Genomic DNA, 15513 nt, shown 5'->3' on the forward strand with positions numbered 1-15513 from the left:
GGTCGCGGTATGCTGAATTGGTGGCGGTGCCGATTCAAAGGAGGCGGGAATGCACGACGAACGTCGTCAAGCGGAATTGCGCGAGCGCTTCCGCCAGGCGGACGCAATCTCGCGTCTCGAAGGCTATGAGCCGAGCGAGTTCGAAGAGCAGCAGAAGGCGCGCATCGTGCGCGGCGAGATCTCGGTCGAGCAGTTCGTCCGGATCATGGCTGAACACGCTCGGGCGCGGGCAGCCGGTGAGGCGCCCGCGAGCGTGGGTGAAAACACGATACCGCGCTAGAACCGTCTCAGCTCGTCCTGCAGGAGTAATCGCAGCTTGTGAAGTGCGACCAGATGACTGCCACCGGTGTCTTCCTTCCACACCCGCTGAATGCATTGGCGGTAGTCCTCGGCATCCTCGAGCTGGTGCCTAAGGCGCACGATCTCCAGGATCAGCCGGCGCACCTGATCGTCCGGGTAGCGACGCCACAGCTCGCGCAATTCCCGCGTCGACGGCGTTGCGATGTCGGGTAGAGGATGTCGGAGCATGATGCTCGATAACTGTATAAAAACACAGTGTTTCCGTATTTCAATGCTCAGGTCAAGCGCCGATCGGCCGCTCGTGCGTGGGTGAAAACACGATGCCGTTGCCGCCCAACAGCGGCTCCATTGGCGATGGAGGGAGTGCCCCCGTCCTGCCAAACCGGTTTTCAGGTTGCGTGAAGTGCCGCGGGCCGTGCTGCGCCCACGCCCGCCTGGCGCGTGATGTACCGCCTCGGGGGCCGTCAAGGCGCATAGCGCCGTATAGGCCCCCGCGCCGTAGGCGTGGGGGCGTGGATTTGACTTCCTGCCGTACTGATAAAACTGCGCTGATTAAGATCCGACAATTAAGGGCTATTCATCCCGACAGCTAAACGGCCGCCGGCGCGGCCGCGCCGCTGCTCGAAGCCGGAATCTGTGGATAAGTGGGCGCGGGAAGGCGCCTTGTGGGCATTTAACGCCGTGCAGCGTGCGCGATCGGCGCTGTGCCGTGCGTGCGCGCGAGCGCCGGCGCGCGACTGCTCGTCAGCGCCGTGGTGCCGAATGTTCTGTGGTGGATGGGCGCGTGCCCTATTCGAGTTCGCGGTACGCGGCGTCGTAGCAGCGCTCGCGATCCCAGTCGGGATGGAGCAGCTTGAGCGTGCCGACGCGACGCGCGATTGCCTCGGCGTGGTCGGTGGCCACCGTCGACGTCTCGCCGGCCGCCGGCGCCCGAGCTGACCGCGGCCGCTTCAGACGCTGCGCGATCGCGCTGAACGCAAGCGAAGCCTGCGCTTCTGCCTGGCTGTCGCGCAGCTGCTCGCGCTCGGCCTTGGCCGCCTCGGCCGACGCGCGGTAGCGACGCATGACGGCCTTGCTGCGCTCGTGGCGCAGCCACTTCGACAAGCCGAACGCGCCGAACAGCGCGGCCGGCAGCTGGCGCAGCGACGCAAGCCCGCGATAGCCGCCGTCGTCGGTTCGTTCGGCGCGCTGCTGCGCCGTGACGAGGCCGGCGCGCAGCAGATCGCGCATCGCGCGCTCGGCGCGCCGCACCGGCAGGCATGCGTGCTTCGCGAGGAACGGCAGCGTGAGGCTGAGGAAGCCGCCGTCGCGCTGCGGGATGCCGATGCGCAGGCTCGCCAGGTCGAGGTATTTCAGCATCGCGCGCAGCAGCTGCACGCACGCGACGCGACGCTCGAGGCGCTGTCGGCGAGCGCTACCGTTCGCGGCATTGAGAGTCGGCAGATGCCGATCGGGATCGTCCAGGTAGGCGTCGAGGCGATCCTGCATTTCCGTCAGGATGCGCGGGCGGCCGCCGCGTCGATCGACGCCCTCGCGGGCGGCCTTCATCGTGTCGGGGCGCGCGCGTGTCGCCTCGACGTCGGGCGACTGCGCTGCGCAGTAGGCGGAAACGGGTTGCGGCCGATTGTGCATCAGAGGGTCGGCTTTCCGTCGGAAGAAGGCATCGACGGATTCGGCGTCGGCCGATCGGGATCAGGCTGCGGATTTACGCGCGCGTCGGCCGCCGGCGCGCCGAGCACATCGCGCACCTGCTGGTCGACGCGCGCATGGCGATACTGATCCATCGCCTGGTTAAGCCGGGCGTCGCTGAACTGGACGCGCAGGCCGGCGTCGACGACAACCTTGGCGGCCGCCAGCTGGTAGGCGTCATTGCCGGCCAGCTCGAGAGTGCGGCCGAACTTGCTTTGCGCCAGGCGCAGTCCGGTCTCGATCGAGGACCGATCGACTTGCAGCACCTGCACGCTGGCGCCGCGATCGCGCACGACGTCGCGGCCGTCGTCCCGGTAGGTGACATGGCCGCGTTCGTCGACCGACCAGGACAGGCCCGGCGATCGGAAGATGATGGCGTTGTATTCGTCCTCGCCGGTGGGCCGATGCGTGTTCGCGCGGATCACGTTGAACGGCTCGCCGGCGGCGTCGACGTCGGCCAGCGCCGGCTCAGGCCGCGCGGTGCGACGCAGCTCCTCGAGCGCGCGCTCGTCGCCGCGATCCGCCTGCGTGCGCAGCCAGTCGGCGAAGCTCGGTCCACCGGCCACGCCGAACTGCGCCTTGAGCGCTGCACGCTCGCGCGCGATCGCCTCCCGCAACGCATCGTCGTGGGCCAGGTGATCGGCGCGCGCCAGCGATGTCGCCGCGCGCCGGCGCGCCGGCGTCAGCCGCACATCCTGCTTGATGGCTGCACGCGCGGCATCGAATGCGGCGCGGTTCTCGCCGCGGCGATGCTGTTCGCTCGCGCGTTGTGCGAGCCACGCGTCGCTGCGGGCGGCGACGTGCCCCTCGCGCGCGACCGAATACTCTCGCCAGAGCGCTGCGCGCGGCAGTTCGCGGGGTGCCGGGACCGCGGCACCTGACTGCTGCCGCTCATACACCTCGCGCAGCAACGGCGCCGCCTCACGCCATGACAGGTTCAGCTCCTTCGTCAAGAAGTCGGACACGTTCAGAAGGCGCTTTCCGGCGCGAATGCGATCGCCGCCGTCGCGGCCGGTGACGACTGCGTATTTGGCAGGACGCACGCCGTGCGTGTGCGACAGCTCGGCAAGCAGGCGCCGGGCGTCCAGCGAACGCCGGATCTCGCGAAACTCGGCGTACTGGCCGCCGGTTTCGTCACGCTGGCGCACGTCGCGCGCGAGTTGCGAAAGCACGCTGTCGGAGACGCGACCGGTACGACGCGGCGTGGCAAATGCGTCGTCGCCGGCGCGCGAGCGCCGCGAGCGATACGGCGATACGTCTGTCGGCCGTTCCGGTTGTTGCAACACGATCGGCCTAGCCGTGTCGAAATCGAACGACGTGTCGATCGCGTCGAAGGGATCGAGAAACGGATCGCGGCGGCGATCGGAATACCATCCCGGCGGGGACATGCTGGCCGGCGTTCCGGCCGGCGTTCGGGCATTCGGCGGCTGCATCGACGGCAAGGCGTCGAACGGATCGCCGAACGCGTAGTGCGCCTCGAGCGCCCGGTGATAGGCATCGAACTCGCCAGGCGCAGGGCCGCCTACTCGTTGCGCTGCAGACTCTCCAACGCGATCTGCAGGCCATCGCAGGCGATCCGCGGATACGGCGCCGTCTGACTCCAGCTGGTAAAACGCATGATCCGGCAGTAGCACTGCAGGTCGATCTCCGATGCCGTCCACAGGGCGGCCGGACACGTTTCGCAAAGCGTCGACGGATTCGGGCGTCGGGTGCGCCCCACCTGCGACAAGGTCAAACTGTGCATCGAGTTCGTCGTATCCATCGACGGTGCGCCCGAAGGCGTCGTCGATGCTCCAGCCAGGTTCCCATTCGGGGACATCGAGCTCGCGCTCGCGTGCGTCGGGTTCGTCGAAGGCGTCGGACGGCTGGGCGCCGAATTCAAATGGGCGTCCATCTCGTCGAAGATGTCCTTCGAGGCCGGGGAGGGAGTCGTCTGCTCGGTCATGGTGTGCCTTCAGATGTTGTGCGTAAAAACCGCGTTCAAGATCCGCGAGCATCAACTCGCGGTCGTGGGGAGAGGATTCCTGGTACTGCTGGTACTGGCGGCTACCGCTGTTGAGATACTTCAGCTCGCGCGCACGGGTGGCGTACCACTCATTGAGCAACGCCATGATGTTGTCCGGCGTGCGGCGCGGCGCGACGCCGGCCTCGTAACGATCGGCGGCGTCGGCCGACAGCGCCTGTAGCTTTTCCGCAGTCGGTAATTCGATGAATTCCGGCGTGAACACGTATTCCTTCAGGTTCACGCCCTTCTCGGCGCCGGCCGGCTTCACATTCGGATACGCGTCGTCGCGACCGGCGTTGCGCATGCGCAGGGCGCCGTGCTCCTGCAGCAGCGCCATGAAATCGTCGTGATTTTCGATCTGGCGATCGAGCACTGCATCAAGGATCTGTTCCTTCAGCTCGCGGCTGTTTGCACGGAACAGATCGCCGCGATAGCGGCTGATCATTTCCGATGCGTCGGTCAGCATCGTGCGGCGATTGTCTTTCGGGCTCGCAAGCCCGTACTGCGCGTTGATGTGCTCCTGGAACGCGTCGATGTAATGCGTGTTGTGCTTGTCGAATCCGAACGGCCGCAGAGACTGGCCCGAAATGAGATTGCGCTTCGGAATCACGACGTGGATGTGCGGCTTGCGCTCGATCAGCTCGCCGGTCGACTGGTCGATATAGCTTTTCACGCGCGGCAGGTGCGCCTCGGCATAGAAGCAATATTCGTCCGGGCGGTACGCGTGCATCGCGAAGGCCTCGAACTCCCGGGCAATCTGCAGGAGCGTTTCGCGATCGACGTGATCTTCCTTAAACGAAAGCGTGATCGACAGGTAACGCTCGACCTTGGGCGGCACATCGATCGCTTGGATCACCGCATCGGTCAGGTCGAGATCGCCAACTAGCACCACGCGCTCGTCGAGCTCGTCGCGCGAAAGTTCTCGGCCAACCTTCTGGCCGTCCTCGAGATACTGTTTGACGCCGTCGTGACGGCCGGTCGGCCTAATCAACACGATGCAGGTGCGCCTTCAACAGTTGCGTGATCATCTCCAGCTCGTCGACCAGCGCCGCGAATGTGGATTCGGACAGCTTGCCGGAGACGCGCGCGGTGTTCGCGACGTGCGCAAGCTGATTCAGGTTGTTGCCGGTCTTGTTGATCACGTACATGATCCGGTGACGCTCGACGGTCGCCGGCGGCCGCGCGACGATCTGCGTGCGGTTCGTGAGGATGCAGTCGCGGAGAAACTCCGACGAACTCATGCCCGAGCGTTCCACTTTCTCGTTGAAGATACGCCACTGTTCGTCCGTCAGGCGCGTGCTGACGGGCTTGCCGAGCGCCGATTGAGCCTTCTTGCGGCCGCGGCGCTTCGGCTCGGTCAATGTGTGGAGATCGTCGCTGCTCATCATTCACCCGCCGATATCGGAAGATCGTTCATGGCCGAGCATCAATACGACGCGCGATACGATTCACCCTGCGTCCACCGGCTTTGCCAGTGCGCCTCATAGGCGTCAGCGAGTGACGGGCAATTCGAGATCACGACTGCGTTCTCGCTATTGCGACGCGCTGCGGCGGTGCTGAAGTTGTATGACCCGGTCTCTACCGTCTCGCGGTCGGCGACGATGTACTTGTCGTGATGGATGGCGTAGACCGAGACCGTGCGCACTGGAATACCGGCCTCGACCAGTAGGTTCAGCGCAGCCTGGCCGGCGCGCGCACCACGGCCGCCCGTGTTCTCTTTCGCGTCGGCAATCACCGCGACGTCGACACCGCGGCGCTTAGCCGCGATCAGCCGCCGCACGACGTCGGGTGACGTGAACGTGTAGGCGGCCAGGCGCACGCGTGAGCGGGCGCGATCAAGAACGCTAGCGACAAGCCGCGCTGCGCTCCCTTCCGGCGAGAAGCCCACTTCAGCGCCGCAAGTGCGACCTGCAGCTACCGTCGTCGAGCCCACGAGCGAGGACAGCGACGCAGTCAGATCGAAAGCATGCGCCGAGCCGGCAGTCGCAACCAGCCCGGCGAGCGTGAGAGCACGAAGGATTCGACGATTCGACATGATCGCCCCTGTCAATTAGCCGGCCGGTCGATCGCGACCACATCCACCCGATGCGGGCTACGCCAAGCCAGCCGATCCGGCTCGGTCAGTACGAGCGACAAATCGCCGGGGGCAGGCACACGCGCGGCGCGCCGAATACCTTCCCACCATCCTTCGACCACATAGTCGTGTGCACGACGCCGCAGGCCGAACATCGACGCGAAGACGAAATAGAAGAACGCGATCATCGTGCCGAACTGCCAGAACACGGTCCAACCGATCTGCAAATCCGCCTCGGACGCGGAAAATATCGCGTGCAGCGCATGCCCGGCGCTGAGTGAGTCGCCCTGAATGCTCAAGACGATCACAATGGCCTCGATCGCGAGCGCGACGGCGACGCTGAGGATGGCCAACCGCACGAACGTGCTGAACTCGCTGATCGCGGTGAGCGCCCCCCGCCACCATTCGCGATCGATCTGGCGTTGAACGTCGGCGACGACATGCTCGCGAATCGTCGTGACCGCGATATCGTTCAGGCGGACCTCCCATACGATCGAGTCCGTCAGCACGAAGGGTTTGGTAGCCGTCGTACGGCGTGCGCGGGGCTTGTAGAGCATCGCAAAAACCACCAGCCCGACGATAACGAGTACCGGAATGAACACCTGGAGAAACAGTTGTTTGACGCTCATCACTGGACCTTCCTCTCAAAGACTTCGTGTTGGTGTTGAGGACTAGATGCCGAAAAGATGGCCGGCCACCCATACGAGCGCTGCGCCTGCGCAAAACGCGGCGGCGATCTGCGCGGCGAGCGAACCGATCGCGACTCGCGCGGCCGACGCCGGCTTTGCAGCGCGCGCGCGATCGCCAGATTCGACGGCGACGCGCAGCCTGGCGAGCCCGTCTGCGACCTCTGCTGTCGCGGCACGGCGCGCCTGGTCGGCAGCCTTCGCGGCAATCTCGCCAACGAAAGACTGACGCGCCTGCGTGACCAGCTTCGTCAGCTGCGCGTTTTCCTCGCGCAGCGCCTGCACCGTCGCGGTCAGCTTCTGGTCGGTGGACTCCATCAGCTCGACCACGTGGTGCTGCGCGTCCACCACCTTCATTTGCTCGATCAGGATCTCGGCGAGCACGGCCAGCTCCGTCGACGCCGGCATCGTGGCGATCACCCTGCCCAGGCGTTCAGTAGCCTTCTCGGCGCGATCCGATTGCGGCGTCGACTCGTTCATGCGTCGACCCCATCCAGCAGCGCGTTAAATGCGCGATCGATCACCGGATCCATCGACAGCGCCTTGCGCTTGAGCGCGACGAGCTTCACGAGCCGGTCCTTTTCCGCATCGGACTTGGCATCGACCAACTGCGCCTTGTAGTCGACGCCGTCGGTCGCGATGTCGTGAATCGTGCGACCGGCCGCGGCCGCCAGCGTGAACACGTCGCTCTTCGGCACCAGCGCGTCCGGGTTCAGCACGAACGTTCCCATCCGGTCGTGCAGCTCGAACAGCTGCGCGAAATGGCGGCGCAGCGTCACATCGCGCTCCTCGCTCTTCACCAGCTCGACCTTGTTGAGCAGCACGCGAATGCGATCGGGTTCCACACCCAGATCCGCGAGCATGTTGATCGTCTTGATCGTGTCCTTCATCTGCTTGCTTTCCGGTTCGACCGGCACGATGAAGCACGCGTAATCCTCCTGCGCCCCTTCCGACGCATCGAGACGGTTGAGATATTCCTCGACGTTCGACGCGCCGATGTCGACCAGCAGCTCGCGGCCGCGCATCAATTCTTCGTGCAGCTCGTCGAAGCGCGCCGCGATCATGACTTCGACCTTCGGCCCGGCCGAGTCGTCGGTATTGATCGACTCGACCTGGCGGACCGACATATGCGGCAGACGCGGTGCGAGCACCTCGCGCGTCACGGTCGTCTTGCCGACGTTGCCGGTGCAGTTCACGGTGGCAATGCTCATTTCAATTTCCTCGGGTAAATGGATGGGAACGGCGCTTACATCACGCTCGGTGTCGGCCCGCGGGCCTGCTGCTGCTCGGGCTGCGGACTATTCGACGGCTGAGAGGTTGGCGCAGCCTTCGGCGCTGTCCAGGCCGCGTGCAATTCGCCGGCGCGCTTGTCGATCTCGGCCGCGCCTGCGTCGCGACTCAACTCACCGCGTGCGATGCGCGCCTCGACCTCGACGCCGGCCTGGATGCGCGCATCGAAGCGGCGCATCACCTCGGCGCGCATACGCGCGGGTGCCTGATCGAGCGACTTTTCAAGTTGCTCGCGCATTTGCGCGACGGTCAGCTGCGCGCGCACGGGCGCACGTTCTGGTTCTGTTGCCGGCGAACGCTTCACTTCCCACGCGTTGCGGATCGTGTCCTTCGGCTGCGTGCCGATCACCTTGCCCGCGTCGTCGCGCACCGGCTCCTGAACCGTTACGGGCGTCCTTCCCAGGTTTTTGAGCGAAACGGTGTCGCCGACCTTCGCGCCGGATTCAGCGATCGCTCGTTTGAGATCGACGCCCCAGACCGTCCGCTCGGCTCCCGCATCGTCGCGGTACCGCACGTAGTACGAATACGACTCGTCCGGCTTGTGCTCATAGCGTGCAGTCCCGTGCTCGAGCAGCTCGCCCGCCAACGTGTCGACGGGTTTTGCCTCGGCAACGGGCGTCGACAATTCGGCCGGCGCAACCTGCGTTGCATCGGGCTTCTGACTTACTGCAGTGGTCGCCGGTTTGGTCGTCTCCGGCTTGGCGCTCGCCGCATCGGCCTTCGGACCGACCGTTGGCTCGGGCGACGCTCCGGCCTTGATCGTCAACGCGTCGCGCTCCCGCTTCGCGGCCTCGAGCAGGGCGAGATCTGCCTCCTTCGGCTTGAAGTTCTTGACCTCGATACCGCCATCGAGCGACGCCTCGAGCCACGCGTTGCGTCGGAATGTCTCGCTGCCCTTCACCGTGATCGAATCGATGTTCTTCGCCTTCATCACGGCCAGCATGTCGGCGATCGTCCCGCGATCGTTCTGCTGGGTCTTCAGGCGCGAACCGACGTCCTCGAAATGCGGCTTCGTCGTCGGAGCCTCACCCGGCTTACCCTCCATGCCGTCGAGTTTCCAGAACCGCCCATCCTTCACCATGTAGCGCGACGCCACCTGCGGCGGGATGGTGTAGCCGTCCTTCGTCGTGATCGGTTTGCGCAAAGACGGATCGACGTCAATCTGGTTGTCGGCTTCGTCGATCTCACGTGCGCCGGCCGACGCACCGATGGCGACAGCTTCGTCATCACGTTTCGGCAGCGGCTTGCTCTGCTCGCGCAGCAGCGTCTCGGCGGCGGCTCGCTCGCCGTCACGTACCGCGCGCACGCGTTGCAGATCCTGCTCCGATACATTGTCGAGGACCGGCCGCGCCGGCTCGTTCGCGGCATTTTTCGCATCCGGTTCGTTACGCGCCGGTGCCTGTGTGCGCTTAAGCTGAGTGTCGACCGCGCCCGGCTGGATCGAAACGTTCATCGACACGTCGTTGGACGCCTGCCCCGGCTTCACATTCGGTTCGTTAGCCACCGCGGCACTGACGGTCGAACGCGCAGCGTCCTGCACCCCCGACACTGCGTCGCCGGTGAGCCCACGACTACGCATCGCGTCGTCGATCGGCGATGCGTCGGCCACGTCAGCGAACGTAGCCGTGTCGCTGTCCGGCCCGGCAGCAGCGCCCGACTGCTCGACAGAGGGCGTCGAGATAGGCGCCTCGATCGAAGCCGATGGAGCTTGCTCGCCCGGTGCCCTGTCGATCGCTGCTGCGTCGCCAACATCGGCAAACGTGATGGTCTCGCCGTCGGGCTGTGCCTGCGGCGTCAGTTCGCCGGACTCAGGTGCTCGCGGCTCGTCGGACGACGCGCGTTCACGCATCGCCTCGTCCAGCATGAACGCCTCGGCGACGTCCGCGAACGTTGCGATACCATCGTCGCGCTCGGGCTCGCGATGCCGGTGCTGCGGAGCGACGGTCAACTGCTCGACCGGCCGCTCATCGTCAGACGGATCGGAATCCACCTCGTCGCGCGCCGGCGCGCGCTCATCGACTTCAATCGGGCTCAGCCCTGCTTCGCCACGCAGCTTGCCCAGTGCCTCCGCCGCCTGCGCCGGCAGCTGCTCCGCCGCGAAGCCGGTACCAGTACGGATCTGCACACCGATCGCACGATCGCCGTCGGCCGCATCGTTGGACTTGCGCCATGCATCACGATGGATCGATTCGAGTCGATGCTCGAGCGCCAGAGTCTGGTTGACCTCTTCGCCGCGCAACGTGACCGCCGTGGCGATCGACTGAATCATTTCGCGGTAACGGCGGCCGAGTGCCGCGTCGTCGAGTCTCGGTCGTGCGCGCCGGGCTGGCGCCTGCCGGGCAGCGCCGCGCCGCGCACGCGTCCCAGCCGCCGGCGGGCGCTGTGCGCTCTGCGAATACAGGTGCTGGCGTTCGGCGAAATACTGATGACGCGCCTGGCGCGCCGCGGCACGTACGGCGTCGACCGCGTCGAAGCCGGACCCGCCCTGCTCCTGAACACGGTTCCGCGCTTCCAATGCCGCCCGTTCCTCGGCAGAGCGCAACGATTCCCGAACGAACTCGCGCGCCTCCTCGATCGGCTGCCCCACCAAGTTGCTCAGCCGGACCGCCTCGCGCTCGACATCGGCCTCGCTGCCATACTGCTGCGCCTCCGCGTCCGGTTGCGCAGGCTGCGCTGTCGGCTCGTCCTGCGGCTGCAGCCAGCGCGCGAACGGTGCGACGTCGGTGCCGCCGGGCACATACCAATTCTTCGAACGCCGGTCGAACTTCGCGCCCAGCTCCTTCGCCGCATCCTTCTCGTTGAACGGCACGTTCAGATAGGTCCGTTCGCGTTTCGGCTTGTTCGCGTCAGCCATGTGCCACCTCCTTCACTTCGTTGTCCGCCGGCGCTGCCGGCTCAATCTGAGAATCGGCAGCGACGTCGGCCGCTACCAGGTTGAAATCGAACCGCATGCCGGCGAGCATGTCGCGCACGTCATCGCGCATCACCAGACCGAGTTCGGCCAGGTCGGCGGCAAAGCCAGTGAGCGCCATGTCGGCCGCGAGCGGACCCGGCTTCTGCTGATCGAGCGCCAGCAGCTCGGCCGCGGTCAGCGGTTTCGCGCCCGCCTGACGCGCGAGACGAATCTCGCCGGCGGCCTTCGCGGACAACGCCGAGTGATACGTCTCCGGGTTGTGGGTCGGAACGCCCGTGGCGCGCAGCTCGCCGGCCTGCCACGCGGCCTTGATCTCACCTTCGGTCGGCAGGCGCTTGTCGATCGCCGCCAGCATCGGACTGACCGAACGCATGCGGTCGATGAACAGGTCATCCACGTAATAGGTCGCCTTCTCGCACAGGATCGGCCGCTGGAAACCGAGGACGATTTCCTCGTGCTGTTCCATGCGCTTCAGTTCCTGGTCGAGCATCAACGCGCGTCCTTGATCCGACGTATTCGTGCTGGTCGACGTATTGCGACCGTGACTGCGGCCACGCGACGTCGCCTTCTCTGTGAAGGTGCCGAGCGTCTCGGACAGTTCTTTCGCGTCAACCTGATTGCCCGGTGCGTACGCGACCAGCACCGCGTGGTTCGTGATCAGCGTGCGCGCCCCAGCCGGGCCGTACAACTCATTCGGCTCCAGCTGCGCCTTCGACTGCAGGATTGTGAGCAGGCGAATCCAGTAGCCCGCGATGAACGCGTTGCCCTTGTCGAGCACTTCGATGCGACCGAGCGCGGTGAATTCGTCACCGACAGCAAGACACTGATACTTGATGGTCGGATCTTCGCCGGGCAGCACATCGAGGTTGTCCTCGATCAATTGCGTGTAGAAGAGATTGCCGAGCAGGCTCGCGACGGCGATCTCGCGCACCGGCAGCACCAGATAGATCGATGTCAGCTCTCGGCGCACACGGTCGAGCTCGAAGTCACAAGCGCTCGTCGCCTGGTCGACGATCGGGTTGCTGAACAGGCGCAGGCCGGCGTTGAACGTCGCGACGATGTTCAGCATCGTCTCGTCGGGCGACGCCAGCACGCGCGAGAGCGCGCCGAGGCAGTCGCCCGACAGCGGCACACCCGGTTGCGGCTCTTGCTGCATCAGCTCGGTCAGGTGTTCGCGCACCTTCTTGTCAGGCGTCGTCGCGAGCCGCAGCACCTGGCCGAACGTGCAGTCGCCGGTCATTTCCATCAGGTACAACGCGAGACCCATGAACAGGTCGGCGGCCTGTTCGTAGAAGAACTTGTTGCGCGCGTCCGCCGTGTGGTACAGGCGCGCGGCGATCGCCTGCAGCCGGCCGACGCGCACGAAGGCAGGGCTCTTCGCGATCTTGAACAGCGGATTCCATCGGTGCGTATAGCCCTTCTGATCGAACGGAGCCCAACGAAACACTTTCTGTCCGCACGCCTGCCGATAGCGCGACGTCAGGTCGAAGTTCTCACCCTTCACGTCGAGGCAAGCAACCGAGTCCGAGAAGGTGAGCAAATTCGGGATCACGATCGCCACGCCCTTTTGTGAGCGCGTCCGCGCGGCCACCATCACGAACTCCGTTCCGCGAAACGTCAGGTACTTGCCCTTGTACTTGCCAACGATGATCGTCGGATCGCGATAATCGCCGTTCCCGCGCGTGCGCCCGTTCGCTTCGTCGAGCAGGCCGTAGCGGCGAATCTCGTAGCCGTGGGCGAAGCGCGCATCGCCGTGCAGCTCACGCTTCGGTTTCGCGACCAGTGCCGCGACCACCGCCGCGATCGGCAGGACCGGCACGATGATCGACACCAACGTCGCCATCTGCAGCGAGCGCTTCACGCCCTTGATATCGCCGAACGCATGCCAGTAGTCACGCAGTGTCCACAGGCCGACCGCCGAATCAGGCAGCTTCTCCAGCTTCGCGAACAACGTCGCGCCGGCGAACTGGCCGGCCACGACGAGCCCCGCAATCGCCACCAGTGCAAACAGTCCGCCGGCGACGACGCGATCGAGGCGCGTCGCGGTTTTCAGCAGCACGGCGCTTGCGCAAATGCCCCACAGCGCGCACGCCACCATGACAATCGCGATCACTGCGCCATACTCGGCAGGATCGGTAATCGCGTCGAAGTGAAGCAGGCGGCCGGCGCCGAACACTGCAGCGCCGGACAGGACGCTGAGAAACACGGCCACAAGCAGGCGCTTCTTCATCGCGGCACCTCCTGCGCGTCATGGGAAATCGACAGCAGCGGCGCCATCGTCTCGTGCAGAACTGGCGAGCAAACATCGAAGCGGTAGACCCGGCCCTCTGCCCCGTCGACGCACAGTGCGACTCGCCCGTCGGGCGCCAGCGCATAGAAAGCGAACTCGATCCGGCCAGGTACGAATGCGGCACAGTGCATGAGCGCAGTCGGCTGGCCCATGCCGGCCAATTCGCTATGCGCGTGCGTGAGACGCCGGATCGCGTCGCGCAGCTGGTCACGCATCACCGCGTCGGGCCCGAGCGCGAGCTTCCGGGTTAGGCTGGCGATCTGCGCCCAGGCGCACGTCTGCGTCCAGAGCCAACCATCGGGATCGGTAACCGGTTGCCGCGCGGCCGGCAACACCGCGCCCTCTGAAGTCATGGTCTGTGTGTTACGCATCGACATATCCTCCGCTCGCGCGGGACAAATCCCACGTGTTCAGTCGTTCGATGCCCTCGCGCGCAGCGCCGGCATCGCCCTTGCGAATGGCCACCTCGAGCAACGCAAGGGCTTGGCGCTCGCCGTCCGGAATCGCAGCAGCGGTCGCCTCCGCGTCCCCCGTCCGATCGGACGTCGGGACAAGGCACGTCAGCTGCTGCAGGATCTGATTCGAACTGGCGGACAGGATCGCCACATGCAGGTCATGACGCGCGCTCGCGTATTCCGCCTGTGTGGCAGCAGCCAGCCGCATCGCGCACGCAACCGTGATGCGGCCCCGTTGCTCCGGCGTGGCATGCAGCGCGGCATCGGCGGCCGCGATCGGCTCAAGCACTCGGCGGATTGCCGCGATGTCCGCGGCAAAGGCGGGATCCGTCCCGCGCGCCAGGCGCCAGCCGACAACGTGCCGATCGACGATCTGCCATTGCCGCTCGTCGACGACGCGAGAGCCGACCTTAGTACGCACGTCGACCACGCCGCGCGCGATCAACTGGCTGACCGCTTCGCGCAGCGTCGCGCGGCTCACGCCCAATTCCTGCGCCAGCATTGCCTGCGGCGGCAATGCGCCAGTCGCATCGCAAAATGCCGGGATCTGCTTGACCAGCCAGTCCGCGGCTGCGTGCGGCGGCCGTTCAGTCGCAACCGCATCAGCGCTCGCGTCGCGCGCCATGATTTCAAGCCCGTTCGGTCGCGCGTTCATGCGTCACCTCGCAGCAGGCGCATCTTCGTGACCGGATCGAAGTAGATTTCGGTGAGGTACTTGTTCTCCATGAACAGCACCACATCGACGGTCGTACGAATCTCGCGCATGATGTAATCGAACGGCAGCGTCTGGCCGACCGGGCTTTGCTTCACCAGCTGCGCGATCCGCGCAAACGTCGAGATCGAATCGTTCGCATGCACGGTCGTCAGCCCGCCTTGGTGCCCCGTGTTCAGTAGCGTCAAGTAGTCCCACGTTTCATCGCCGCGCAGCTCCGCGAGCAGCACCCGATCGAACTTCATGCGCAACGTCGCCTTCACGATGCGCCGCGCCGGGACCGACTCGCTGTAAAACAGGTGGACGTGGTTTCGATGCAGCGGCAGCGGCAGCTCGTGCGTGTCCTCGATCGTTGCCAGGCGCGTGTCGCGTGGAATGATCGGAATCAAGTCGGCGAGCGCCTTCGTAAGCGTGGTTTTCCCGGATCCGGTGCCGCCGACCAGTACGATGTTCAGCCGGTTCAGAATTGCGAGCGTGAGAAACCGCACCACGTCGCGCTGCGCAAGCGCGTCGAGCATCTCCTGCTGGAAGCTCGCCAGACCGTACGCATTCAGAGCACGGGCCGGATTAAACACCGGGGTCGCGCCGCTAACATCCAGCCCGTCTGATCCGGCCCGAGCGGCCGCAATTTCAATTTCGCCCGACGTCAGCCCACCTCCGCCGACCAAACCATCCCGAACCACGTCACGGAACCCCTCGAAGCGTCCGGCTGCCGACAACTCCTGCACCGTGAAACGTCTGCTGCTCGGCACGCGGATCGTCAGCGACACCGTGCCGGGTTCGCACGCCGGCGGGATGACGATCTGACCGCGCTCGCCATCGGGCAGGCGCACGGGCTTCTCCGGCTCGGCCGCCGACAGATGCGGCTTCGCCTTGTTGTAGATCGCCAGCGCCGGCGCGAACTGCATCAGCGCCTCGAGCGACGCATTCGGCAGCTCGTGTCGCTCCCAGCCATCCCCCGTCTCCGTCCATCCTTCGTACGGTCGGTTGATCGCAAATTCAGTCACGCCGGGCAGGCTCAGCCGGTCGATGATTCCGAGGGTCTTGAGGTGGCTGCGTACCGTGACGCTTTCGTCGTATCGCATGTTCATGGCGGCT

The 15513-nt window shown here is 65.5% G+C and carries 14 protein-coding genes; 1 reads left to right on the forward strand and 13 read right to left on the reverse strand.

Going from position 1 to position 15513, the window contains the following annotated elements; translation table 11 throughout:
- Positions 1 to 49 precede the first annotated feature (49 nt).
- On the forward strand, positions 50 to 280 hold the full coding sequence (locus tag NQV17_RS33505) for an antitoxin VbhA family protein (protein WP_257775553.1): 231 nt from the start codon (positions 50 to 52) through the stop codon (positions 278 to 280).
- On the opposite strand, the gene NQV17_RS33510 is transcribed toward NQV17_RS33505, so the two are convergent.
- From NQV17_RS33510 to NQV17_RS33570, 13 genes are all read right to left on the reverse strand, one after another.
- Entirely contained in the window at positions 277 to 528 is a 252-nt protein-coding gene (locus NQV17_RS33510; RefSeq protein ID WP_257775554.1) for a hypothetical protein, read from the reverse strand. The genes NQV17_RS33505 and NQV17_RS33510 overlap by 4 nt on opposite strands.
- A 561-nt stretch (positions 529 to 1089) precedes the next feature.
- Positions 1090 to 1932 (reverse strand): hypothetical protein, encoded by an 843-nt coding sequence (locus tag NQV17_RS33515; RefSeq protein ID WP_257775555.1) that lies wholly within the window; start codon positions 1930 to 1932, stop codon positions 1090 to 1092.
- A complete protein-coding gene (locus tag NQV17_RS33520; RefSeq protein WP_257775556.1) occupies positions 1932 to 4988 on the reverse strand; it encodes an LPD7 domain-containing protein in 3057 nt (1018 codons plus the stop codon). Before NQV17_RS33520 ends, NQV17_RS33515 begins: the two co-directional genes overlap by 1 nt.
- Positions 4978 to 5382, reverse strand: a complete 405-nt coding sequence (locus NQV17_RS33525) for a MobC family plasmid mobilization relaxosome protein (RefSeq protein ID WP_257775557.1) — start codon at positions 5380 to 5382, stop codon at positions 4978 to 4980. The genes NQV17_RS33520 and NQV17_RS33525 overlap by 11 nt, the downstream gene beginning before the upstream one ends.
- A 38-nt stretch (positions 5383 to 5420) precedes the next feature.
- Positions 5421 to 6032: a phospholipase D family protein gene (locus tag NQV17_RS33530; RefSeq protein WP_374692789.1), complete on the reverse strand. Its 612-nt coding sequence runs from the start codon at positions 6030 to 6032 to the stop codon at positions 5421 to 5423.
- A gap of 8 nt (positions 6033 to 6040) precedes the next feature.
- Positions 6041 to 6697, reverse strand: a complete 657-nt coding sequence (locus tag NQV17_RS33535) for a hypothetical protein (RefSeq protein ID WP_257775559.1) — start codon at positions 6695 to 6697, stop codon at positions 6041 to 6043.
- Positions 6698 to 6739: 42 nt separating this feature from the next.
- Positions 6740 to 7138, reverse strand: coding sequence for a hypothetical protein (locus tag NQV17_RS33540; protein WP_257775560.1), 399 nt, complete (start codon positions 7136 to 7138; stop codon positions 6740 to 6742).
- 92 nt (positions 7139 to 7230) lie between these two features.
- Positions 7231 to 7965 carry a StbB family protein gene (gene stbB / locus NQV17_RS33545; protein WP_257775561.1) on the reverse strand — a complete coding sequence of 245 codons (735 nt, stop codon included), beginning with the start codon at positions 7963 to 7965 and terminating at the stop codon, positions 7231 to 7233.
- Between the two features lie 35 nt (positions 7966 to 8000).
- Positions 8001 to 10898, reverse strand: a complete 2898-nt coding sequence (locus NQV17_RS33550; RefSeq protein WP_257775562.1) for a DUF5710 domain-containing protein — start codon at positions 10896 to 10898, stop codon at positions 8001 to 8003.
- Positions 10891 to 13188 carry a type IV secretory system conjugative DNA transfer family protein gene (locus NQV17_RS33555; RefSeq protein ID WP_257775563.1) on the reverse strand — a complete coding sequence of 766 codons (2298 nt, stop codon included), beginning with the start codon at positions 13186 to 13188 and terminating at the stop codon, positions 10891 to 10893. Before NQV17_RS33555 ends, NQV17_RS33550 begins: the two co-directional genes overlap by 8 nt.
- The gene (locus tag NQV17_RS33560; protein WP_257775564.1) at positions 13185 to 13619 is read right to left on the reverse strand and encodes a hypothetical protein; all 435 of its coding nucleotides are present in this window, start codon (positions 13617 to 13619) and stop codon (positions 13185 to 13187) included. Before NQV17_RS33560 ends, NQV17_RS33555 begins: the two co-directional genes overlap by 4 nt.
- Positions 13612 to 14358 carry a FadR/GntR family transcriptional regulator gene (locus tag NQV17_RS33565; RefSeq protein WP_257775565.1) on the reverse strand — a complete coding sequence of 249 codons (747 nt, stop codon included), beginning with the start codon at positions 14356 to 14358 and terminating at the stop codon, positions 13612 to 13614. The genes NQV17_RS33560 and NQV17_RS33565 overlap by 8 nt, the downstream gene beginning before the upstream one ends.
- Positions 14355 to 15506 carry an ATPase, T2SS/T4P/T4SS family gene (locus NQV17_RS33570; protein WP_257775566.1) on the reverse strand — a complete coding sequence of 384 codons (1152 nt, stop codon included), beginning with the start codon at positions 15504 to 15506 and terminating at the stop codon, positions 14355 to 14357. The genes NQV17_RS33565 and NQV17_RS33570 overlap by 4 nt, the downstream gene beginning before the upstream one ends.
- Positions 15507 to 15513 lie beyond the last annotated feature (7 nt).

The sequence above is a fragment of the Burkholderia sp. SCN-KJ genome (genome assembly GCF_024656005.1).
In the GTDB taxonomy this organism is placed as follows: domain Bacteria; phylum Pseudomonadota; class Gammaproteobacteria; order Burkholderiales; family Burkholderiaceae; genus Burkholderia.